This window comes from Janthinobacterium psychrotolerans, assembly GCF_001677885.1.
GTDB lineage: Bacteria > Pseudomonadota > Gammaproteobacteria > Burkholderiales > Burkholderiaceae_D > Janthinobacterium > Janthinobacterium psychrotolerans.
The window spans coordinates 1-21,417 of record NZ_LOCQ01000056.1 but is presented as its reverse complement, the minus strand read 5'-3'; the positions used below and the strand labels follow the sequence as shown (position 1 = coordinate 21,417).

Annotated in this window: 16 protein-coding genes; 12 read left to right on the top strand and 4 right to left on the bottom strand. The window is 63.5% G+C overall.

The window, feature by feature from the left end:
• Positions 1-23: 23 nt before the first annotated feature.
• From ASR47_RS14130 to ASR47_RS14110, 5 genes are all read left to right on the top strand, one after another.
• Entirely contained in the window at positions 24-3,233 is a 3,210-nt protein-coding gene (locus ASR47_RS14130) for a hybrid sensor histidine kinase/response regulator (protein WP_065308431.1), read from the top strand.
• A 120-nt stretch (positions 3,234-3,353) separates the two neighbouring features.
• Positions 3,354-5,078 (top strand): gamma-glutamyltransferase, encoded by a 1,725-nt coding sequence (ggt, locus tag ASR47_RS14125; RefSeq protein ID WP_245714360.1) that lies wholly within the window; start codon positions 3,354-3,356, stop codon positions 5,076-5,078.
• A 94-nt stretch (positions 5,079-5,172) separates the two neighbouring features.
• Entirely contained in the window at positions 5,173-6,231 is a 1,059-nt protein-coding gene (locus tag ASR47_RS14120) for an AI-2E family transporter (RefSeq protein WP_065308429.1), read from the top strand.
• Between the two features lie 6 nt (positions 6,232-6,237).
• The gene (locus ASR47_RS14115) at positions 6,238-6,684 is read left to right on the top strand and encodes a GNAT family N-acetyltransferase (RefSeq protein ID WP_065308428.1); all 447 of its coding nucleotides are present in this window, start codon (positions 6,238-6,240) and stop codon (positions 6,682-6,684) included.
• A complete protein-coding gene (locus tag ASR47_RS14110; protein WP_065308427.1) occupies positions 6,681-8,222 on the top strand; it encodes a cryptochrome/photolyase family protein in 1,542 nt (513 codons plus the stop codon). The genes ASR47_RS14115 and ASR47_RS14110 overlap by 4 nt, the downstream gene beginning before the upstream one ends.
• Here ASR47_RS14110 and ASR47_RS14105 read toward each other — a convergent pair.
• Positions 8,176-9,096 (bottom strand): DMT family transporter, encoded by a 921-nt coding sequence (locus tag ASR47_RS14105; protein WP_065308426.1) that lies wholly within the window; start codon positions 9,094-9,096, stop codon positions 8,176-8,178. The genes ASR47_RS14110 and ASR47_RS14105 overlap by 47 nt on opposite strands.
• Positions 9,097-9,199: 103 nt before the next feature.
• Here ASR47_RS14105 and ASR47_RS14100 point away from each other — a divergent pair, with 103 nt between their 5' ends.
• Positions 9,200-10,597, top strand: a complete 1,398-nt coding sequence (locus ASR47_RS14100; protein WP_065308425.1) for an aminotransferase-like domain-containing protein — start codon at positions 9,200-9,202, stop codon at positions 10,595-10,597.
• Here ASR47_RS14100 and ASR47_RS14095 read toward each other — a convergent pair.
• From ASR47_RS14095 to ASR47_RS14085, 3 genes are read right to left on the bottom strand one after another with little or no spacing between them, the layout of a single operon-like run.
• On the bottom strand, positions 10,589-11,482 hold the full coding sequence (locus tag ASR47_RS14095) for an alpha/beta hydrolase (RefSeq protein WP_425402735.1): 894 nt from the start codon (positions 11,480-11,482) through the stop codon (positions 10,589-10,591). The genes ASR47_RS14100 and ASR47_RS14095 overlap by 9 nt on opposite strands.
• A gap of 10 nt (positions 11,483-11,492) precedes the next feature.
• Positions 11,493-12,767, bottom strand: coding sequence for a sensor histidine kinase (locus tag ASR47_RS14090; RefSeq protein ID WP_065308423.1), 1,275 nt, complete (start codon positions 12,765-12,767; stop codon positions 11,493-11,495).
• Complete coding sequence (locus ASR47_RS14085) at positions 12,764-14,332, bottom strand: ATPase domain-containing protein (protein ID WP_082988924.1); 1,569 nt, start codon at positions 14,330-14,332, stop codon at positions 12,764-12,766. Before ASR47_RS14085 ends, ASR47_RS14090 begins: the two co-directional genes overlap by 4 nt.
• Before the next feature lie 311 nt (positions 14,333-14,643).
• Between ASR47_RS14085 and ASR47_RS14080 the strand changes: the two genes are divergently transcribed.
• From ASR47_RS14080 to ASR47_RS14055, 6 genes are all read left to right on the top strand, one after another.
• Positions 14,644-16,446, top strand: a complete 1,803-nt coding sequence (locus tag ASR47_RS14080; protein ID WP_065308421.1) for a methyl-accepting chemotaxis protein — start codon at positions 14,644-14,646, stop codon at positions 16,444-16,446.
• Between the two features lie 132 nt (positions 16,447-16,578).
• On the top strand, positions 16,579-17,214 hold the full coding sequence (locus ASR47_RS14075) for a pyridoxamine 5'-phosphate oxidase family protein (RefSeq protein ID WP_065308420.1): 636 nt from the start codon (positions 16,579-16,581) through the stop codon (positions 17,212-17,214).
• Positions 17,215-17,338: 124 nt separating this feature from the next.
• Positions 17,339-19,261: a PAS domain-containing sensor histidine kinase gene (locus ASR47_RS14070; protein WP_065308419.1), complete on the top strand. Its 1,923-nt coding sequence runs from the start codon at positions 17,339-17,341 to the stop codon at positions 19,259-19,261.
• A gap of 581 nt (positions 19,262-19,842) precedes the next feature.
• The gene (locus ASR47_RS14065) at positions 19,843-20,283 is read left to right on the top strand and encodes a PDDEXK family nuclease (RefSeq protein ID WP_150127807.1); all 441 of its coding nucleotides are present in this window, start codon (positions 19,843-19,845) and stop codon (positions 20,281-20,283) included.
• 7 nt (positions 20,284-20,290) lie between these two features.
• Positions 20,291-20,866, top strand: a complete 576-nt coding sequence (locus ASR47_RS27055) for a hypothetical protein (protein ID WP_065308417.1) — start codon at positions 20,291-20,293, stop codon at positions 20,864-20,866.
• Between the two features lie 148 nt (positions 20,867-21,014).
• The coding region (locus ASR47_RS14055; protein ID WP_150127632.1) for a transposase at positions 21,015-21,417 on the top strand (403 nt) is incomplete at its 3' end.

The following is a 21,417-nucleotide window of genomic DNA, read 5'->3' as shown; positions in this document are numbered from 1 at the left end:
CTGTCTTTCCATGCCGGGATTCCATGACCACCGCTTCACTTGCTACCACTTCGACATTTTTGCAAGGCGCGGGCACGGTCGGCGACATTATCCTGGCAAAGGACTGGACCAGCTCCACGGTGGGGCCGATTGCCGGCTGGACACAGACCATGCGCAACCTGGTGGCCATGATCGTGCGCTCGCCGATTCCCATGGTCACCATGTGGGGCCGGCACGGCACCCTGATCTATAACGAAGCGTACGCCACCTTTGCCGGCTCGCGCCACCCCGAAATCATGGGCATGACGGCCACCGAGGCCTTTCCCGACCTGGCCGACTTCAACCGTGGCGTCATCCCGCAGGTGCTCGCTGGCGCACCGCTGAGTTTTCGCGACCAGGAACTGACGTGGATGCGCGACGGCAAGTTTCAGCGTTTCTGGCTGAACCTCGATTATTCGCCCATCTTCGACGACCACGACCAGGCCGTCGGCATTATCTGCGTGGTGGTCGATACCACCGACAAGGTCAATGCCGAACGCAAGCTGAAGGGCGAGCACGCGCGCCTGGCGCAGATGTTCGAGCAGGCGCCCGGTTTCATGGTCCTGCTGCAAGGGCCGCAGCACACGATCACCCAGGCCAACCGCGCCTATGCGGCGCTGGTGGGCCACCGCGAACTGATCGGTTTGACGATCGCCGAAGCCCTGCCGGAAGCGGCCGAACAGGGTTTTGTCGGCCTGCTCGACGCGCTGTACGCCAGCGGCGAGCCGTATACCGGGCTGGCGATGCCGTTCAGCGTGGCCGCCACCGACAGCACGGCCGCCCACGAGACCTATCTCGATTTTGTCTACCAGCCAGTGACGGACGAGGACGGCGCGATCTCCGGCATCTTTGTGCAGGGTTCGGACGTGACCCAGCGCGTGCTGGCCGAAAAAGCCTGGCGCGAGGGCGAATCGCGCTTTCGCGTGTGGGCGCAGGCCATGCCCAACCAGGTCTGGTCGGCCGACGCCGCCGGCAACCTGGACTGGTTCAGCGACCAGATCTACACCTATAGCGGCGCCGGCCGTGGTGAATTGAACGCCGACAACTGGCCCAGCCTGGTGCATGCGGACGATATCGTTGGCGCCGTCACCCGCTGGCGCGCCTCGGTCGACACGGGCCGCACCTTTGAAACCGAGTACCGCGTGCGCCGCCACGATGGCCAGTTTCGCTGGCATTTGATACGCGCGCTGCCGATCCGCGACGAGGATGGCAGCGTCATCAGCTGGATCGGCACCAATACCGATATCGAGGATCAAAAACTCAATTCCCTCAAGCTCGAACACCTGAACGCCACCCTGGCCGAACAGGTCAGCATGCGCACGGCCGAGCGCGACCGCATGTGGCGGTTGTCGAATGAAATCATGCTGGTGAGCGACTTCAACACCACCCTGGTGTCGCTCAACCCGGCGTTCGTGGCGGTGCTGGGCTGGGCCAAGGCCGAGGTGCTGGGCACCAGTTTCATGGAACTCGTGCATCCCGACGACCGCGCCAGCACCCTGGAGCAGGTGAGCCTGCTGGCGAGCGGCGCGCGTACCATCCAGTTTGAAAACCGCTACCGGCGCAAGGATGGCGGCTACAGCATCCTGTCCTGGAGCGCGGTGCCCGACGCGCAGTATATCCACGCCGTGGCGCGCGACGTCACGGCCGAGCATGCCGCCGCGCTGGCCATGAAGCAGACCGAAAAAGCGTTGGAACAGTCGCAGAAGATGGACGCCATCGGCAAGCTGACGGGCGGCGTGGCGCACGACTTCAACAACCTGCTGCAAGTCATTTCCGGCAATCTGCAGATGCTGGCCACGGTGCCGTTCGCCCATCCGCGCGCCGGCCAGTGGGTGGAAAACGCCATCGGCGGCGTCAACCGGGGCGCCAAGCTGGCCAGTTCTTTGCTCGCTTTTGGCCGGCGCCAGGCCCTGGAGCCGCGCGTGCTGAAGATCGGCAAGCTGATCACCGGCATGGAAGACATGCTGCGCCATGCGCTGGGCGAACCGATCGATATCGAAACCATCGTTTCGGGCGGCCTGTGGAATACCCTGGTCGATCCGACGCAAGTGGAAACGGCCTTGCTGAACCTGGCCATCAATGCGCGCGACGCCATGGACGGCCCGGGCCGGCTGACCATCGAGGTGGGCAATGCCTATCTGGACGAGCCGTATTGCCGCACCCACGCCGATGTGTCGCCGGGCCAGTATGTGACCCTGTCGGTCACCGACACCGGTTGCGGCATGACGGCCGAGGTGCTGGCACACGCCTTCGACCCCTTCTTTTCAACCAAGCCGGAAGGCAAGGGCACCGGCCTGGGCCTGTCGATGGTGTACGGCTTCGTCAAGCAGTCGGGCGGCCATATCAAGATCTACAGCGAACTGGGGCAGGGCACCACCGTCAAGGTCTACCTGCCGCGCTCGATGGATGAAGAAGCGCGCCAGGAAACCGTGGTCATGGACGAGGCGGCCGGCGGCGAGGAAACCATCCTGGTGGCCGAGGATGACGAGGAAGTGCGCGCCATCGTGGTCGAAATGCTGGGCGGCCTCGGCTACCGCGTGCTGAAAGCCAACGATGCGGCCGCCGCGCTGTCGATCCTGGAAAGCGGCATCGCGGTCGACCTGCTGTTTACCGACGTGGTGATGCCGGGCCCGCTGCGCAGCGCCGAGCTGGCGCGCAAGGCGGTGGAACTGCTGCCCAACCTGGCCGTCCTGTTTACCTCGGGCTACACGGAAAACTCGATTGTCCATGGCGGGCGCCTCGATCCTGGCGTGGAATTGCTGGGCAAACCCTATTCGCGCGACAGCCTGGCGCGCAAGCTCCGCCAGGTGCTGGGCAACCGCAAAACATCCGGCGTGGCGGCCACCGCCCAGGCTGTTACCCTGGCGCGGCAGGATCCGGCCCTGGCGGTGCGCAAGATACTGCTGGTCGAGGACGAGGACGCCGTACGCAATATCACGCTCGACATGCTGCAGCTGCTGGGCCACGAGGTCGAATCGGCCACCGATGGCTTTGCCGCCCTGAAAGCGCTGGAAGCGGCCAGCTACGATATCCTGATCACCGACCTGGGCCTGCCCGGCATGTCCGGCGCCTCGGTGGCCGAAGCGGCGCGCCGTCTGCAGCCCGCCATCCATATCGTGATTGCCAGCGGACAGGCGAAAGTCGATGGCACGCAGGCCAATGCCATGCTGGTCAAACCGTATGATTTTGCGGCCTTGCAGGCGGTGCTGGCATAGACGGCAAGCCGATGCGCGAGTGGGCATGAATCTTGTTGTGCCTGTACCATGGTCTTTTTTCAGGCACCAAGGAACACCGTCATGCATCTGCGCCACCTGGCTCCCGCCGCAATCACCGTGATGGCCCTGGCCATCTCCACCGCCGTCCAGGCCGTCTCTTTGCCGGCCGTGGAGGCAAAGAACGGCATGGTGGTCTCGTCGCAGCACCTGGCCAGCCAGGTCGGCGTCGATATTTTAAAGCGCGGCGGCAATGCCATCGACGCGGCGGTGGCGGTCGGCTATGCGCAGGCGGTGGTCAATGCCTGCTGCGGCAATATCGGCGGCGGCGGCTTCATGACCATCCACCTGGCCGATGGCAGGGATACCTTTATCAACTTCCGCGAAAAGGCGCCGGCCGCGGCCAGCGCCACCATGTACCAGGATGCGGACGGCAGGCTCAAGCCGGGCGCCAGCCTGCATGGCTACCTGGCCGTCGGCGTGCCGGGCACGGTGGCCGGTTTTGATTATGCGCAGCGTAAATACGGCAAGCTGACGCGCGCGCAGGTACTGGCCCCGGCCATCAGGCTGGCGCGCGAAGGCTATATATTGAACCGTGGCGACACCGACATCCTCGACACCACCGTGGCCTACTTCAAGAAGGACCCGGAAGCGGCGCGCATCTTCCTGCGCCAGGACGGCACGCCGCTGCAGCCCGGCGACCGGCTGGTGCAGAAAGACCTGGCCAACACGCTCGAAGCGATCGCCAGGAAGGGGCCCGACGCGTTCTACAAGGGCGCAATTCCGGCCGCCGTGGAAAAAGCGGCAAAGCTGGGCGGCGGCGTGATCACGGCGGCCGACTTCGCCGCCTACACCACCACCGAAATGGCGCCGCTCGAATGCAGCTATCGCGGCTACCAGTTCGTCTCGGCGCCGCCACCGAGCTCGGGCGGCGTGACCCTGTGCCAGATATTGACCATCCTCGAAGGCTACGACATGAAAAAGCTGGGCTACAACTCGGCCGCCTCGGTGCACTATATGACCGAAGCCATGCGCCACGCCTACAAGGACCGCAATACCTACCTGGGTGATCCCGATTTCGTCGACAACCCGGTCGAGCATCTGCTGAGCAAGTCGTATGCGGCGCGGATCCGCAGCCAGATCCTGCCCGACAAGGCCACGCCGTCGGCCCAGGTGCAGCCTAACGCCCAGGGTGAAAAGCCCGAAACCACGCATTACTCGGTGGTCGACAAGCAAGGCAATGCCGTCTCGACCACCTATACCGTGAACGGCCGCTTCGGCGCGGTGGTGATCGCACCCGGCACCGGCTTTTTCCTCAATGACGAGATGGACGACTTCACGACAAAAATCGGCGCCAAGAATATGTACGGCCTGGTGCAGGGCGAGAGCAATGCGATTGCGCCGGGCAAGCGGCCGCTGTCGTCGATGGCGCCGACCCTGGTGACGAAAAACGGCAAGGTGTTCCTGGTCACCGGCTCGCCCGGCGGCTCGCGCATCATCACCATTACCCTGCAGTCGGCCTTGAACATTATCGACTACGGCATGGAGCCGCAGGAAGCGGTCGACGCGCCGCGCATCCACCACCAGTGGCTGCCCGACCAGGTGTATTACGAGCGGCGCGGCCTGTCGGTCGATACGCTCAATATCCTGGCCGGCATGGGCTACAAGATGACGGAGCAATCGACCTGGGGTGCGACCGAGCTGATCATGATGGGCTTGCCGAACGCGGCCGGCGTGGGGGCGGCCAGCGCCGGCAATGACTCGGGCGTGTCGGGCAAAGTGCTGCCCGGTTATATCTACGGCGCCAATGATGGCCGCCGTCCGGCGGGTTCGGCCGTGGGATATTGATGGCGCGAGTTTGAACACCGGTGAAATTTGTGTGAGGCAATCACTCGGTAGTGGCTTATCATGGCGCAACTTCACTTATCAATAAGCCATTCCCATGCACCAACTCACACTGCAACAAAAGGTGTTCCTGCTCCTGCTCGCCATAGTCACCATCGCCTTCGGCTGGATCTTGCTGCCGTATGCGGGGGCGATTTTCTGGGGCGTGATCCTGGCCATCGTGTTCGCCCCCGTGTATCGCTGGGTGCTGCTGAAAACCAGGGGCAGGGCGACCTTGTCGGCCATGCTGGTGTTGCTGCTGATCCTGGTGATCGTGATCCTGCCGCTGTCGCTGATCTCGGGCGCCCTGGTCAACCAGGTGGCGTCGGTGGTCGACATGGTGCGCGGCGGCGATATTACCGTGGCCGGCTTCTTTGGCAAGGTGATGGACGTGCTGCCGGCCTGGGCCATCAACCTGCTCGACCGCTTCAATCTGGCCAACCTGGCCAGCCTGCAAGACAAACTGACGGCCGGCGCGTCGCAGGTGAGCCAGGCGGTGGCTGTCAAGGCCATCAATATTGGCCTCTACACGTTTGACTTCCTGACCAGCCTGGGCATTTTGATGTATTTGCTGTTCTTCCTGCTGCGCGACGGCGCCGCGCTGACGGCGCGCATCCGCGCCGCCATTCCGCTGAGCCGCAAATACAAACAGCGCCTGTTCAACAATTTCACCACCGTGATCCGCGCCACCGTCAAGGGCAATATCCTGATCGCCATCGCGCAAGGCGTCCTGGGCGGCCTGATTTTCTGGTTCCTCGACGTGCGCGCCGCCTTGCTGTGGGGCGTGCTGATGGCCTTTTTGTCGCTGCTGCCGGCCATCGGCGCGGCGCTGGTGTGGGCGCCGGTCGCCATCTATTTCCTGGCCACCGGTTCCATCTGGCAGGGCGTGACCCTGATCGCTTTCGGCATCCTGGTGATCGGCCTGGTCGACAACCTGCTGCGCCCGGTGCTGGTCGGCAAGGACACCAAGATGCCCGACTATGTGGTGTTGTTGTCCACCGTCGGCGGCATGGCCCTGTTCGGCCTGCACGGCTTTGTCATCGGCCCCATCGTGGCGGCCATGTTTATCGCCGCCTGGGATCTGTTCGCCACGGCCAGCGAGTTTCATACGGAGTAAGCCGGCATGGACAGCACGACCATCGCGCTGGTAGCGGCGCACCCCGATGACGCGGAGCAACTGGTGGCCCTGCGCATCGCCGCCATGCGCGACAGCTTGACGCGCATTGGCCGCTTCGACCCGCAGCGCGCGCGCGAGCGCTTCCTGTCCGGCTACTCGCCGGCGCACACGCGCCATATCGAGGCGGGCGGCCAGCGCGTCGGTTTTGTGGTCGTCAGGCCCCAGCCGAACGCCTTGCTGCTCGACCATCTGTATATCCACCCCAACAGCCAGGGCCAGGGCCTGGGCGCCAGCGTGCTGGCGCGCATCATCGACGAGGCCAGGGCGCAAGCCTTGCCTTTGCGGGTGGGCGCGCTGCGCGACAGCGACTCGAACCGTTTCTATCTGCGCCACGGCTTCAAGCTGGTCGGGCAGGAGGAATTCGACAATTACTATCTGTTGACGATGCAATGAGCAACAATGACATGACCTTGCGCCTGGTCCTGGGTGACCAGCTCAATGCGCGGCACCGCTGGTTCACCGAGGTCGACGACAGCATCGTCTATGTGCTGATGGAAGTGCGCCAGGAAACCGATTACGTGCTGCACCATGCGCAAAAGATCCTCGCCATCTTTGCCGCCATGCGCGATTTTGCGCGCCAGTTGCGCGCGGCCGGCCACCGTGTTCACTATATCGGCATCGACCAGCCGCCCAGCGCGCGGGCGATCACGGCCAATCTCGACGCGCTGGCGGCCGAATACGGCGCTACCTCGGTGCAATACCAGGCGCCCGACGAATGGCGGCTGGACCAACAGCTCTACCTGCACGGCCGCGCCTCGAAGGTGCCGTGGCGGATGGACGACACCGATCATTTTTATACCAGCCGCCATGAAGCGGCAGATATCTTCAAAGGCCGCAAGCAGTGGCTGATGGAGTTTTTCTACCGCCAGCTGAGGGTCAAGCACGGCGTGCTGATGGAAGACGCCAAGCAGCCGGCCGGCGGGCAGTGGAATTTCGACCACGATAACCGCAAGCCATGGCGCGGCGTGCCGGCCGAACCGCCGGACGCGCGCACGCCGCACGACCATCGCCCGCTGTGGCAGTCCATCGTCGACGCCGGCGTGAACAGCTTCGGCGATCCGCAGGCGGACCGGCTGCCATGGCCATTGAACCGCGCCGAAGCACTACGGCAACTCGACGCCTTTGTCGAACGCGGCCTGCCGCATTTCGGCGACTTCCAGGACGCCATGAGCAGCAAGGCCTGGCGGCTGTTCCATTCGCTGCTGTCGTTTGCGCTGAACGTCAAAATGCTGCAGCCGCGCGAGGTGGTCGAGCGCGCGCAAGCCGCTTGCGAGGCCGGCGCCGCGCCGCTGGCGGCCGTCGAAGGCTTTATCCGCCAGATCCTCGGCTGGCGCGAATATGTGCGCGGCGTGTACTGGACGCAGATGCCCGACTATGTGGAAAAGAACTTTTTCGGCCACCAGCGGCCCTTGCCGCGCTGGTTTTGGGATGGCAAGACCAAGATGAACTGCGTTGCGCATGCGATCACGCAATCGCTGGAAGAGGCGCACGCCCATCATATCCAGCGCCTGATGGTGATCGGCAACTTCGCGCTGCTGGCCGGCCTGCACCCCACCGAGGTGCACCGCTGGTACCTGGGCATCTATATCGACGCCTTCGAATGGGTCGAATTGCCCAATACAGTGGGCATGAGCCAGTTCGCCGATGGCGGCTTCCTGGCCACCAAGCCCTATGTGTCGAGCGCCGCGTATATCGACCGCATGGGCGATTATTGCAAGGGCTGCCACTACGACAAAAAAGCGCGCCTGGGCGAGACCGCCTGTCCGTTCAACGCGCTGTACTGGGATTTTTTCCGGCGCAACAGGGCCAGCCTGGAACGCAATCCGCGCATCGGCATGGTCTATCGCCAGCTGGAAAAAATGGACCATGCCGCCATTGCCGGTTTTACGGAGCAGGCGCGCGTGATGCTGGCGAAGCTCGACGCACTTTGAACAGCGACAGCTTCAGGCTGACGCCCAGGCTGCCCAGCACGATCAGTCCCACACCCGCCAGTTGCACCGGGGCCAGCCGCTGGCCATACACCAGGAAATCAAGCAGCAAAGCCAGCAAGGGATAGCCAAACGACAGCACGGCGATCGTCGCCACCGCCAGATGGCGGTAGGCGCTATAGCTGAGCACATAAGCCAGGCCGCTGTGGATGATGCCCAGGCCCACCAGCCAGTACCAGTGGTTGCCGGCTTGCAGCACCGTGGTGCTGGAAAACCCGGCCAGCATGGCGGCGCCCACGCAGCATTGCAGAAAAACCACGGCGATGGCCCTCTGCCTGGCCACCTGGCGCGACAGCAGCAGCGACGAGCCGCACAGTACGCCTGCCAGCAGGGCCAGCGCAATACCCGTCTGGTAATTGCTGCCCATGCTGGCGAGCAAGCGCTGCGGATGGGCCGAACACACCAGTCCCAGGAATGCCAGCAGGGTCCAGCCCCAGTCCGCAGGGCGCGTGCGTTCGCCCAGCAGCAGCGCCGCCAGCACCATCATCACGAAGGGGTAGCAGTAGAACATCATGGTCGACACGCTGATCGACGAGCGCGCCATGCCGGCAAACAGGCTGACCCAGCTCAGCACCAGCAGCACGCCCGAGGCGGCCGCGCCCAGCACCAGCCTGCGCTCTTGCAGGATGCCGCGCAGATGGCCGCCCACCACGCCCCAGGCGCCGAGGAAGAGGGCGCCGAACAGGCAGCGGTAAAACACGGTGGTGACGGGATCCTGGCCGCCTTCGCGGACAAAGATGCCGATCGATGCGATCAGGAATTGCGCGGCAAGCAGTTGCCACAGGGCGGTGGTGCGGGAAGACGGGGGAGCGGACATGAGGGGACGGAGCCTTGATGGTGAAAACAGGCAGTATGGTTTTTTTCTGCAAACCAAGACAGCAGCAGGTATGATGAAAACAGACAAATACAGGAAGCTATCCATGCTTTACAAAAACCTGGCCCGGTTGTTGCGCCTGCAGATACAGCAGGGCGGCCTGGGGCCTGGCGAGCGGCTGCCGTCGATACGCCAGCTGGCCGCCAGCCATCAGGTCAGCGCGGCGACGGCCGTGCAAGCGTGCTTGCAGCTCGAGCGCGAAGGGCTGGCCGAGGCGCGCCCGCGCATCGGCTATTTCGTGCGCGTCGCCGGCCAGGGTTTGATCTCGACCGTACCGCCGCCGCGCGCGCCGGCCCTGATCAGCAACCCGGCCTTGCTCGATCTGCTGCTGGTTGACGATAACGCCACGATATTGCCGCTGCATGCGGCGCGGCCGGCGCCGTCGTTGTTGCCTGACGCCACCATCGCCGCCGCGCTGTCGCGCAGCTTGCGCCGCCATCGCGAGCAGTCGCTCGGCTATGCGCCGCCGCAAGGCTACGCGCCGCTGCGCCGCCAGATCGCCCAGCGCTACGCCAGCATGGGCGTGACGGTGGACGCCGATGAAATCATTGTCACGGCCGGCGCCATGGAAGCGATCACCATGGCCCTGCGCGTGCTGACGCGCCCCGGCGACATCGTGCTGGTCGAAACGCCGACCTACCAGGGCATCTTGCAAACGGTGGCGACACTGGGGCTGCAAGTGCTGGAGTTGCCGCGCTTGCGCGATGGCGGGCTGGACCTGGTTTTGCTGGAGAGCCTGCTGGCTAAGCAAGCGGTGCGCGCAGCGGTGATGGTGCCGAATTTTTCCAATCCGCTGGGCTTGAGCCTCGATGACGACACCAAGCAGGCGCTGCTGGCTTGCTGCGCGCACCACGGCACGGTACTCGTCGAGGACGATATCTATGGCGACCTGGCCTGGGACGACAGCCGCCCGCCACCGTTGCGCCGCTGGAACGATGGCGGCGCCGTGATCACCTGCACCTCGTTTTCCAAGACCTTGTCGCCGGGCCTGCGCGTGGGCTGGATGCTGGGCGGCGCCTGGACCGGCGAGTTACTGCGCGCCAAGTATTTTTCCACGGTCGGCAATGCGGCCCTGCCGCAGCTGGCCATCAGCGACTACCTGGCGCGCCATGACCTCGAGCGCCATTTGCGCAAGCTGCGCCGCGCGCTGGCCGGCAACGCCAGCCACATGCGCGCCGCCATCGACCGGCACTGGCCGGCTGGCACCCGCATGGGCGAGCCGCGTGGCGGCTTGTCGCTATGGATACAGCTGCCGGCCGGCAGCGACGCGGCCGTGTTTTCGCGCGCAGCCCTGGCGCAAGGGGTGGGCGTCATGCCCGGCCATGTATTTTCAGGCAATGGCGACTACCGCGACCATGTGCGGCTCAGTTGCGGCTTGCCTTTTGACCAGTCGATCGACGCGGCCCTGCGCCGCCTCGGCGTGATCGCTGCAAGCCTATTTTGATTTGAGATAGGCGCGCAAACCGTGCGTGAGCACCAGCGGAAACACGCTGGCATGGTCTTCGTCGTCGAACACGCGCACCCGCGTGCTCAAGCCGGCGAACTTGTGCGAAGTCAGTTTCTGGTTGAACTCTTTCAGGTCGGCCACCATGTCGGCGTCTTCTTCGGAGCGTGAACGTTTCTTGCCTGCCGGCAGGCGCTCCAGGCCGCCGATGCCGAAAAACACGGAAGCGGGCAGGTCCTTGTGGCTGCTCGCATAAGCTTGCTCGCGGTCGAACATCACGCCGGCGTCGTACCACAGCGACGGGCTGCCGAGGATGTAATGCTCGAAGGTGCGCGGTTCGGTCAGCATGATCTGCAGGCCCAGCAGGCTGCCGTAGGAATGGCCGACGAAAATCTTGCGGCCCATGTTGGCGCGGTACTGGCTGGCGATCAGGGGAAACACCTCGCCGGAGATGAATTTGGCGTAGGCGGGCGCTTCGCCGAAGGCCGGCTGGCGGCCCGGCATGTCCGAGCGGTAGTCATGCTTGCGCGGCGTGGTCGGCGTATAGTCCCGCCGGCGGCTGTAGACGCCGCCATCGCCCTTGGCATACGACAAGCCCACCACGATGACTTCTTCCATGCCTGCATGCCTGGCCAGGCGCTGGGCAAGATTGCGCACCACGGCAAACGAATAATCGGCATCGACCACGAATACCACCGGATAGCGCCTGGCGCCCTCGCGGTAGGAGTCGGGCAGGGCGACAAACAATTGATAGTCGCGCTGCAAGGCTTGCGCGCGGATGTCGCGCACTTCGGTATCGGGCAGTGCATACGGGACAGGCGCGCTGGCGGCCTGGGCTTGATTGAACAGGCAGCACAGTGCCAGCAGCAGGGAGACAGGTTTCAAACGCATTCCTTCAGGCAGGTAGTGAGGGCGGCAGGGCGCCAGAATGGCCCAGCAGGGCGGCCTGGCGCGACGGCAGGTAAATGGTAAAACTGGTGCCCTGGTCCTTGCCGGCGCTGCTGACGGTAATGGCGCCGCCATGCAGCTCGACGATGCGCCGCGCAATATACAGCCCCAGGCCCAGGCCACTGGCATTGGCATGGCTTTGCAGGGTAAACGCGCCGAACACGTGTGGCAGGTCTTCGGGAGCGATGCCCTGGCCGCTGTCGTGCACGCGGATCTGCACGCCGTCAAAGTCGCTGGCGATGTTCAGCCCCACGCTGCCGCCCGGCGGCGTGAACTTGATGGCGTTCAGCATCAGGTTCCACAGCACCTGCTGCAGGCGGCGCGGATCGGCCTCGAGTTCGATATGGTCGCCATAATTGGCCGGCATGACGGAAAAGACGATGCGTTTTTCGTTGGCGTTGGTTTCGATGGTGGACACGGCGTCGCGCACGATGCGCCCCAGCGAGACGGGCACGCGCGCAATCGACATGGTGCCCGTCAGGGTACGCGCCGCGTCGATCAGGTCTTCCACCATGGCCGCTTCCTGGCGCACATGCACGCGCATGGCCAGCAGGGACGCCTGCAGCGCCGGCGGCATGTCCTGCAAGGTGTGCAGCAGCAGGTCGACCCGCATCGACAGGGCCGACAAGGGGGTGCGCATTTCGTGCGAGACGGTGGCCAGGAACACGTCGCGGGTGCGGCTGACACGGTTCAGCTCGTCAATGGTGTCGCGCTGGCGGTCCAGCGAGCTGGCCAGGGTGCGCAGCAATTCGCGGTAAGTGGCCAGGCGCGCGTCCGTCAGCGGCGACTCGAGCCGCACTTCGTTCCACAGCGCGTGGCCCGGCACGTCGATCAGCGCCGCCAGCTGCTCGCAGGCCATCGGCGAACTGAAGTCGCGCATGCACCAGCCAAACAACAGCGCGCCATAGCGCACGCCGGCGCGCGTCAGGGGCAGCGAGCAGATGCGCATACCGTGGAACAGCTCATCGGCCTCGTCCTGGCCGGCCGCCATCGCCGCCACGATATGGCGCTCGATGGCGGCGCCGGGACCATCGTCGCGCCACAGGCTCGACGTGCCAAGAAAGCGCGCCGTGCGCGTCGACAGCAGCGGGCCGATCTGGCGCGCGCCGGCAATGTCATAGGCCGACACCACCAGGCCGCTGGCAAGGCTGAACTGCAGCAGCGGCGTGCGCCACTCGTTCCAGTCGACCTGGTTGAAATCGGTTTCGGCGATGCGGATCACGAAGTCTCTTGTTGCGGCAGCACCACCGAGTCGGGCAGGTCCTCGCCATTGACGACGGCCGATTCGATGGCCGGACTCTGGCGCGTGGGCGAGCGTGACAGCAGGCTCGAATACGCCGAGAACGGCAGTTGCGGCACGGCGTTGGCGCGCGCCAGTTCGGTGCAGTCTTCGTCGAGCAGGGCCAGGCCGCCAGCGGCGATCACGTATTCGCGCGTGACCTGCAGGTTGCGGCTGCCGCGCACTTTGGGTATCGCAATGGCGCGGCGCAGCACGGTCGAGATCTCGACATAGTTGAGCAGGATGATATTGTCGACCAGGTGCGAGCCCTTGAGTTCTTCGCTGATCTGCGACAGCCCCAGCAGTTCCGGGCTTTCATAGTTGAAGAACACCGTTGCCAGCCGGTTCTTGAAGTGCGTCGCCAGTGCATACAGGTAATCGGCCACCTCCGTGCGGCTGGCCATCTCGTAGACGGCGATCGAATCGAAGACGATGCAGTCGATGCCTTCGTGCTCGACCAGCTTGATCACGCGGTCGAAGTGCACGTCCAGCTCCAGCTCCAGCGGCGACTCGTACAGCAGGAACAATTCGCCGCGTTCCTGCATGCCGCCGAGGTCAAAACCCAGCGAGGCGGCGTTGCGGGCCAGCTGGCGCGGGTGTTCGTCCAGCGTGACCAGCAAGGTCTTGTGGCCGGCCTTGACGGCGGCCGTCAGGAATTGCACCGACAGCACCGTCTTGCCGGTGCCGGAAATGCCGCTGACCATGGTCACCGAGCCTTCGTACAGGCCGCCGTCCATCAGCACGTCGATGGCCGGGGCGCCGACAGAGATGCGCTTGTCCGAGGTCGGCTGGTCGTTCAGCAGCACCGGACGCGACTGCGCGCGGCGGTACACATGGATGCCCTGGTGCGCTTCGATGCGCATGGTATGGCTGCCGGCGATAAAATCCTGGCCGCGCGACTTGGCCACCGTCAGGCGGCGCTCGACACGGCGGCGCTGCTCGGCGCGCGACAACTCGATGATCGTGTCGAACACGAAGCGCTCGTGCGCCGGCGCGGCGATCGATTCATCGCGCTCGGCGGTCACCATGGTGGTCACGCCCAGGCGGTTCAGGCCCTCGATCAGCACATGCACGTCTTCGCGAAACGCCAGGTCGTGCGCCTCGGCGTACAGCCGCATCGGCGTGAGGCCATCGATCAGGAGGCGTTTGGCGCCCATGGTGCGCAGGGCGGTGGAAAAAGCGCCATCGGTATTGCGGAACTCGGACAGCAGCACGGCCGGGCTGGTCTGCACGATCTTGATCAGGCCGCGGTCGATCTGCTCCTGCAGGTTCCAGCCAAAGCCGGCCGCGTCGCGCAGCAGCTTGGTTTCGTCCAGTTCGAACGAGACGATCACGCCAGGCTCGTTGAATTGCGCCGCGCCCGCATGGATAAAGCCCAGGCCCAGGGTCGTCTTGCCGGCCCCTGGCGCGCCTTCGACGATGATGTTGTTATGGCGCGGAATGCCGCCGAAAAGGATTTCATCGAGCCCGGCAATCCCGGTCCTGACCAGCGGTTCCACGTTATTCATGTGCGAGTGAGAGTAGAAAGATCATAGTTACCCGTAGTGTAGCAGTTTGGCCACGGAAATGAGAGCCCGCCCTCAGGCTGGCGTCCTGTGCATGCCGGTAACTGTGGTAGCGAGGCTGAATATTTTGAAACGGCCCTTTCGGCTGATGATAAGTATCCGTTACGATAAGTTTCCCAATGTTAACGTCGATGATCAAGGGAACACATCAGTTTCGCTGTTTGCCTTGCATATATCGGACAACGACATGGTCGGGATGGCGGGCCGCAGAGGCGGCCGGGACGTAACGACACACAATGACAGGATAGATAGCCATGTTTTCATCGATCAGAACGCGCATTTTATTTTTCAGTATTTCGCTGCTACTGCTGAGCCTTGGCCTGGTGGGCGCGGTCTCGTATGTTATCGTCACGGCCTCGAACGACCGCGCCATCGACCAGAATTCCCGCTCCATCGCCGACGGCTACGCCTCCGCCATCAATGAATGGGTGGCCGCGCGCGCCAGCATGACGGCCGCCGCGGCCGAAGGCGTGCTGCAGGCCGACCCGCTGTTCGTCATCAAGCAGCTGCAAAAAAGCGGCGGCTTTTATGTGACCACCTTCGGCAAGCAGGACAAGACCGCGTTTACCTCCAACCCGGAAGGACTGCCGCCCGGCTACGATCCGACCGGCCGCTCGTGGTACCAGCAATCGGTCAAGGCCGGCGCACCCGTGCTCACCAAGCCCTACACCGACGTGCTGACCAAGAAGCCGATGGTGTCGTTCACGGCCCAGGTCAAGCAGGACGGCGCCTTGCAGGGCGTGGTGGCGGCGGCCATGTTCCTCGACGGCGTGAGCAGCGTGGTCAAGGCCGTGCGTCCGACGCCGGCCAGCTTCGCCTTCCTGGTCGACCGCGACGGCATGATGCTGGCCCACCCCGACGCGCAATGGATCAACAAGCCGGCCAAGGAATGGAATGCCGAACTGACGCCAGAGCGCCTGCTTGCCCTGGGTGGCAGCGACGCCAAGACCGAACTGCAGCTGAACGGCGCGGCCAAGCTGGTGCAGGGCGTGCCGATCAAGGGCACGGAATGGACCCTGATGCTGGCGATGGACAAGGCCGATGTCAACGCCGGCATGCGCCGCGCCACGCAATCGGCGCTGGTCGCCATCGTGCTGGTGGCCGCGCTGGCCGCGCTGATCCTCGGCATGGTCACCGCCGCCGCCTTCCGCCGCCTGTCGCAGGTGCGCAACGCCATGGACAGCATCGGTTCGGGCAACGGCGACCTGACCATGCGCCTGCCTGAAGACGGCCAGGACGAAGTGAGCCAGATCGCGCGCTCGTTCAATGTGTTCGTGCACAAGATCACGGCTATTTTGCTGGAAATTCGCCGCACCAGCGAGGCCGTCAAAGTCTCGTCGTCCGAAATCGCCAGCGGCAACCTCGACCTGTCCGGCCGCACCGAACAGCAGGCCGGCGCGCTGGAAGAAACCGCCTCTGCCATGGAACAGCTCACCGCCACCGTGAAGCAGAACGCCGACAACGCGCGCAAGGCCAACCGCCTGGCGCTCGACGCGTCGAGCGTCGCGGAGCAGGGCGGTGCCGTGGTCGGCAACGTGGTCAGCACCATGGAAGCGATCAACCAGTCCTCGCGCCAGATCGTCGACATTATCGGCGTGATCGACGGGATTGCGTTCCAGACCAATATCCTGGCCCTGAATGCGGCCGTGGAAGCGGCGCGTGCGGGCGAGCAGGGCCGTGGTTTCGCGGTGGTCGCTTCCGAAGTGCGCAGCCTGGCGCAACGCAGCGCCCAGGCGGCGAAAGAGATCAAGGTGCTGATCGACTCGTCGGTATCGAAAATCACGGACGGCGGCGTACTGGTCGAAAAAGCCGGCCAGACCATGCTGGAAATCGTCGGCAGCGTCAAGAACGTCAGCACCATCGTCAGCGAAATCGCCGGCGCCAGCGCCGAGCAGAACACCGGCATCGAAGAAATCAACCGCGCCATCACGCATATGGACCAGGCCACCCAGCAAAACGCGGCCCTGGTGGAAGAAGCCGCCGCCGCCGCGCAATCGCTGCAGGACCAGGCGACCAATCTGGCGGTGATCGTGGGCGGGTTCAAGATGGAGGCTTGATTTGGCCACGCCGGGAAAGGGCGCGCGCGGCGATACGGATTATCGGGGGCTGGCGCAAGCAGCGCGAGCTGAAACGGTGGATAATGCGGCCAGTCGCGCCAGGGTTGGCGCTTTCCCCTGCGAAAGGCTGCCATGTCCTACGGATTTCTCGATATCGCCATCACCCCGAGCGTGCGCGCCGCGCAAGCGGCCATGGGCGCCGACCACGCCTGGCGGGACTTCAAGGGCCACCGCGAGTTCGACCGCTTTACCGGCAACGAAGCGGCTTTCATTGCCGGGCGTGACAGCTTCTATATGGCAACGGTGTCCGAAACAGGCTGGCCCTACCTCCAGCACCGTGGCGGCCCGCCCGGTTTTCTGAAACTGATCGACGATCAGACCCTGGCCTTTGCCGATTACCGTGGCAACCGCCAGTACATCAGCACCGGCAACCTGGCCGCCAACGACCGCGCCTGCCTGTTCCTGATGGACTACACCCGCCGCGCACGCCTGAAAATCTACCTGCACGTCGAGATACTGGCGCCAGGCGCCGACCCGGCATTGACGGTGCAGGTGACCGATCCGGCCTACGGTGCAAAGATAGAGCGCGTCTACCGGCTGCGGCTGCAGGCGTTCGACTGGAACTGTCCGCAGCACATCACGCCGCGCCATACCGAGCAGGAAGTGAGCACGGCGGTGGCGCCGCTGCGGGCGCGGCTGGCGGAGCTGGAGCAGGAAATGGTCGATCTGAGGGTGCGGCTGGCGGTGGCGGAAGAGGGCGGCGCTTAGCCCCGGCATGGCGAGATGACGCGCAGCCATCGCCGGTTCGAGCGGCGGCAGTTAATGCTGTTTAGCAACACTCAAGCGGCCAAACTATGACATCATGCAGCCCCTGCCATGAAAGACCTGCGCCATGCCCAATGCCACTTCCCAATTAGCCTTGCACCGGTACCAGGAACTGTTTGAGCAGGCCCCGGTCAGCATCCAGATCCTGGCGCCGGACGGGCGCACGATACGGGTGAACAAGGCTTGGCATGAGCTTTGGCAAATTTACGAAGGGACGGCGCTGAACGACCTGGTTTTCAGCGCCGGCTACAACGTGCTGACCGATCCGCAACTGGTGCAGAGCGGTATCGCGGTATTGCTGCAGCGGGCATTTGCCGGTGAATCGGTCGAAATCCCTTCCGCCCGCTATGACGTCGCCGCTTTGGGGGGCGACGGACCGGCACGCTGGGTGACGGCGCGCGCGCATCCGATCAAGGATGGCGAGGGCAAGGTGCTCGAGGTGATGCTGATGCATGAAGATATCACCGAGCGGGTGGAAAACGAAAGCGCGCTGCGCTTGCGCGAAGAACGTTTTCGCTCGCTCGTGATGGCAACGTCCCAGATCGTGTGGACCAACACGCCGGACGGCCGGGTTCTCGAGGATTCGCCTTCCTGGCGCGCCTTCACCGGACAGACCTATGATCAATGGAAGGAGCTCGGCTGGCTCGACGCCTTGCATCCGGACGACCGTGCGCCGACCGGGGCGCTGTGGCAAGCTTGCGTCGCGGCGCGTTCCGTGTTCGAGACCAATTACCGGATACGCTGTCCGGACGGTCGCTACCGCTGGACCGCCGTCAAGGGCGTTCCCATCCTGGCAACCGACGGGTCGGTACGTGAATGGATAGGCGCCAATACCGATATCCACGACATGGTCATGGCTGAACAGGCGCTGGCGCAGAGACTCGATCACGAGCAGCGTACAAGCTTGATGCTTGGCAAAGTTGCGCACGCAGCGCGCACCTTGCACAAGGTGCTCTCGTTTGAAGACATTTCCAGGACGCTGGTGGCCGAAGTGCGCGACATCCTGCAGGTTCACCAGGCGGCCGTCTCGCTGGCAGAGGCGGGCACCGGCGCGATGGTGAAGACCGCGATGTCGGCTTCGGAAAAATACGCCGAAAAACCGCCACAGCCAGGCCGGCTGTCTGTCGCACTGATCGACCGCGCCGGCAAGCAAATCGGCTTGATCGAAGCAGAGGGCAAGATTGAAGGCGATTTTACGGTCGAGGACGAAGCCATCCTGCTGCAACTGGCCTCGATCGCCTGCACCGGGTTCGAAAATGCCAAGCTGTATTGTTCATTGCAGGAGCAGGACCGGCGCAAGGACGAATTCCTGGCCATGCTGGCGCACGAACTGCGCAATCCACTGGCGCCCATCACGTCCGCCGCCTACCTGCTGGAGCTGAAAGCGCACGATGAACAACTGGTGCGCAGGTCGGCCCAGGTAATCGGCCGCCAGGTGCGGCACCTGACGTCGCTGGTGAACAGTTTGCTGGACGTCTCGCGCGTCACCCATGGCCTGATCCAGCTCGACACGGCGGTAATCGATCCGATGGCGATCATCGCTGACGCGGTGGAACAATCGCAGCCCCTCATTGCGGCCCATCACCACGCATTTACGATGCAAGGCACTGCCGGCGGCGCCTTGATCGTCGGTGACGCGGTCCGCCTGACGCAAGTGCTCGTCAATTTATTGAACAACGCGGCAAAATATACGCCACATGGCGGCCGTATCGAGCTGTTGATCGCGCGCCGCGGTGCGGTCGTCTCAATCGAGGTACGCGACAATGGCATCGGCATCGATGCGCGCCTGTTGCCCCATGTCTTCGACCTGTTCGTCCAGGCTGAACGCTCGATGGACCGGGCCCAGGGAGGGCTGGGCATCGGCCTGGCGCTGGTAAGGGAAATCGTCGCCCTGCACGGTGGCCAGGTCGTGGCACACAGTGCAGGAGCAGGGCTCGGCAGCGCCTTCTCGCTGACCTTGAACGCAACCGATGGCAAAGAGCGATCTTGAGCGCTTTTTGTCGTGACGTGGACGGTCTTTCCATCCTGCATTGAATGGAGGGGCCGCTGGAGTACGCCGACATAAATGAGGGGTTCCTCTCGCATCCATCGTTCTCTCTAATGTGTTCAAATTCGCACCGTGTTAATGTCGTTCAACTGCGACATGATTTTGCGCCTTTTCGGTTTGGCGACATCAATATGAAACTTCACGGGAAGGCAGGCAAAAATACTGCAGCCTTACCCTTGCAATAACACTATCGTTGCCTATGATTAGGCATAGTCTGCGCGTCGACCCATGCCGCGCCAGCTCATTATGGCAAGGTTATGGCGACGACATCTAGGAACGCACGCGGCCCACGGCTCGGTACGCAATTTCGAGGCAAACTTGCTGCAGCCTATGGACAGCGCGGCGTCGGTCCCAACAGTCTATGGTACGTCTACAGCCCACGCGGCCAAAGTGACTGGGTGCTTCGAAGTGATCTCGAATGGGACCACTTCGTACTGACTGAGTCGGACCCTACCATAATGTCCTGCAGCTATGAGCCCGCCAAGCAGAGCCTCTCTTTAAACGGGCAAATGCTGGAGATACCTGTGGACGCGATCATTACTTACAGTGATGGCAGCGTGGAATGGCGGCAGGTACGCTTCGCAGGCGGCGAACGCGATGAGCAATCCCCGGCAACACGCCAGTTGAACGAACGCATCGCCGCAGCGAGGTATGCGGGCGTAGCGTATAAATTGTGGACGGAGGAATCCATTCGCCGCAATGCCATCCGGCTCGCCAACTGGCGCAGAGCAATTGCCTGGATGGCCGCCGCTAGGGACCGTTCTCTGGCGGCATACCAGGACGAACTTCGACATGCTCTACGATCCAAAAGTTCGCTGACGCTGGGTCAAATCGAGTCCATGTTCGGTGAGGCTTCGTTCGGGTTGTACGCCGCTGCAGCATTTGGAGAGCTCCAGCGCGGTATCTACGTCTCGAACCTCGACGAAATGCCGCTGTCGCTGCATACCGTCATCCAGTTGAGATGAGGCATCTATGAACAGGGAATGGACAGCGAAAACGCTGCCGCCAGAGCTGGCTGACACCTCGCAATGGCGTGTAGTCGATGATGAGGCGCTTGGTGATACTGACAGGATGCGCTTCCTGAAGTACCGGTCTGCCATTGAGGCTTACATTCGGACCGGAAAACTTACGGCCGTTTCTGAGGAGCTTGGCCTACCAAGGAACTGCATCATTCGACAACTGAACCGCTGCGTCACCTTGGCCAGTGATGGCAAACCCTATGGCTGGACAGCGTTGATAACTGGTCAAAGAATAGGCAGTTACGAGCGCAAGGCGGACTTGCCGGTTGGGCCTCATGAAGCTGGTGGCGCGCGGGCAGGTGCGTTCCTAGCGTTCATGCTTGCTAACCCGGCGATCAAGCAGAAAATTGATGCTCTCATTTTTAAACGAACGGCAAGCGGGGTAGTGCATGAGGCTCGCATCTCGTTGAAAAACATTCACTGGGTATTTCGGTCCATCGTGCCCACTGATTCCGGTCCATCGTGCCCAGCGATTCCGGTCCATCGCGCCCACCCATTCCGGTCCATCGTGCCCAGTTTGATGGGGTGACCGGAATCACTGGTCACGATACCGGAATCAGTGGGCACGATACCGGAATGGCCGGTCACGATACCGGAACGGTGTCGTAGCACGCCGAGATGATGTTACGCATATAGCAACCGAGAGGGTACGCTTCCAGCTTTTTTCTGGAGATAGCGTGCCCGCACCGAGGATCAATATGCGTAAGATAAAAGATGTCCTGCGTCTGAAGCTCGACGCCCAGTTGTCTCACCGGCAGATCGCCGCTGCACTGGGCATGTCGAAGGCTGCCGTGACCAAGTACCTTGGCCTGGCCGCAGCGGCGGGCCTGGATTGGGCGACGGTCCAGGGGATTGATGAGGCGGCGCTGGAGAGGCGCCTGCTCGTTGCGCCGGAACGCCCGCGAGAGCACGTGCAGCCCGACTACGGCTACCTGCACCAGGAACTGCGCCGCAAGGGCATGACGTTGATGCTGCTGTGGGAGGAGCACCGCGCCGACTATGCCGATCGCCAGACCTACGGCTACACGCAGTTCTGCGAAAACTACCGCCGCTTCGCCAGGCAGCTCAAGCGCTCGATGC

Excerpts from the sequence above, each read along its gene's own strand:
- ASR47_RS14120 (WP_065308429.1), top strand. The coding sequence starts at position 5,173 with ATGCACCAACTCACACTGCAACAAAAGGTGTTCCTGCTCCTGCTCGCC.
- ASR47_RS14115 (WP_065308428.1), top strand. The coding sequence starts at position 6,238 with ATGGACAGCACGACCATCGCGCTGGTAGCGGCGCACCCCGATGACGCG.
- ASR47_RS14100 (WP_065308425.1), top strand. The coding sequence starts at position 9,200 with ATGCTTTACAAAAACCTGGCCCGGTTGTTGCGCCTGCAGATACAGCAG.
- ASR47_RS14110 (WP_065308427.1), top strand. The coding sequence starts at position 6,681 with ATGAGCAACAATGACATGACCTTGCGCCTGGTCCTGGGTGACCAGCTC.
- ASR47_RS27055 (WP_065308417.1), top strand. The coding sequence starts at position 20,291 with ATGAACAGGGAATGGACAGCGAAAACGCTGCCGCCAGAGCTGGCTGAC.
- ASR47_RS14130 (WP_065308431.1), top strand. The coding sequence starts at position 24 with ATGACCACCGCTTCACTTGCTACCACTTCGACATTTTTGCAAGGCGCG.
- ASR47_RS14105 (WP_065308426.1), bottom strand. The coding sequence starts at position 9,096 with ATGTCCGCTCCCCCGTCTTCCCGCACCACCGCCCTGTGGCAACTGCTT.
- ASR47_RS14070 (WP_065308419.1), top strand. The coding sequence starts at position 17,339 with ATGCCCAATGCCACTTCCCAATTAGCCTTGCACCGGTACCAGGAACTG.
- ggt (WP_245714360.1), top strand. The coding sequence starts at position 3,354 with ATGGCCCTGGCCATCTCCACCGCCGTCCAGGCCGTCTCTTTGCCGGCC.
- ASR47_RS14085 (WP_082988924.1), bottom strand. The coding sequence starts at position 14,332 with ATGAATAACGTGGAACCGCTGGTCAGGACCGGGATTGCCGGGCTCGAT.
- ASR47_RS14080 (WP_065308421.1), top strand. The coding sequence starts at position 14,644 with ATGTTTTCATCGATCAGAACGCGCATTTTATTTTTCAGTATTTCGCTG.
- ASR47_RS14075 (WP_065308420.1), top strand. The coding sequence starts at position 16,579 with ATGTCCTACGGATTTCTCGATATCGCCATCACCCCGAGCGTGCGCGCC.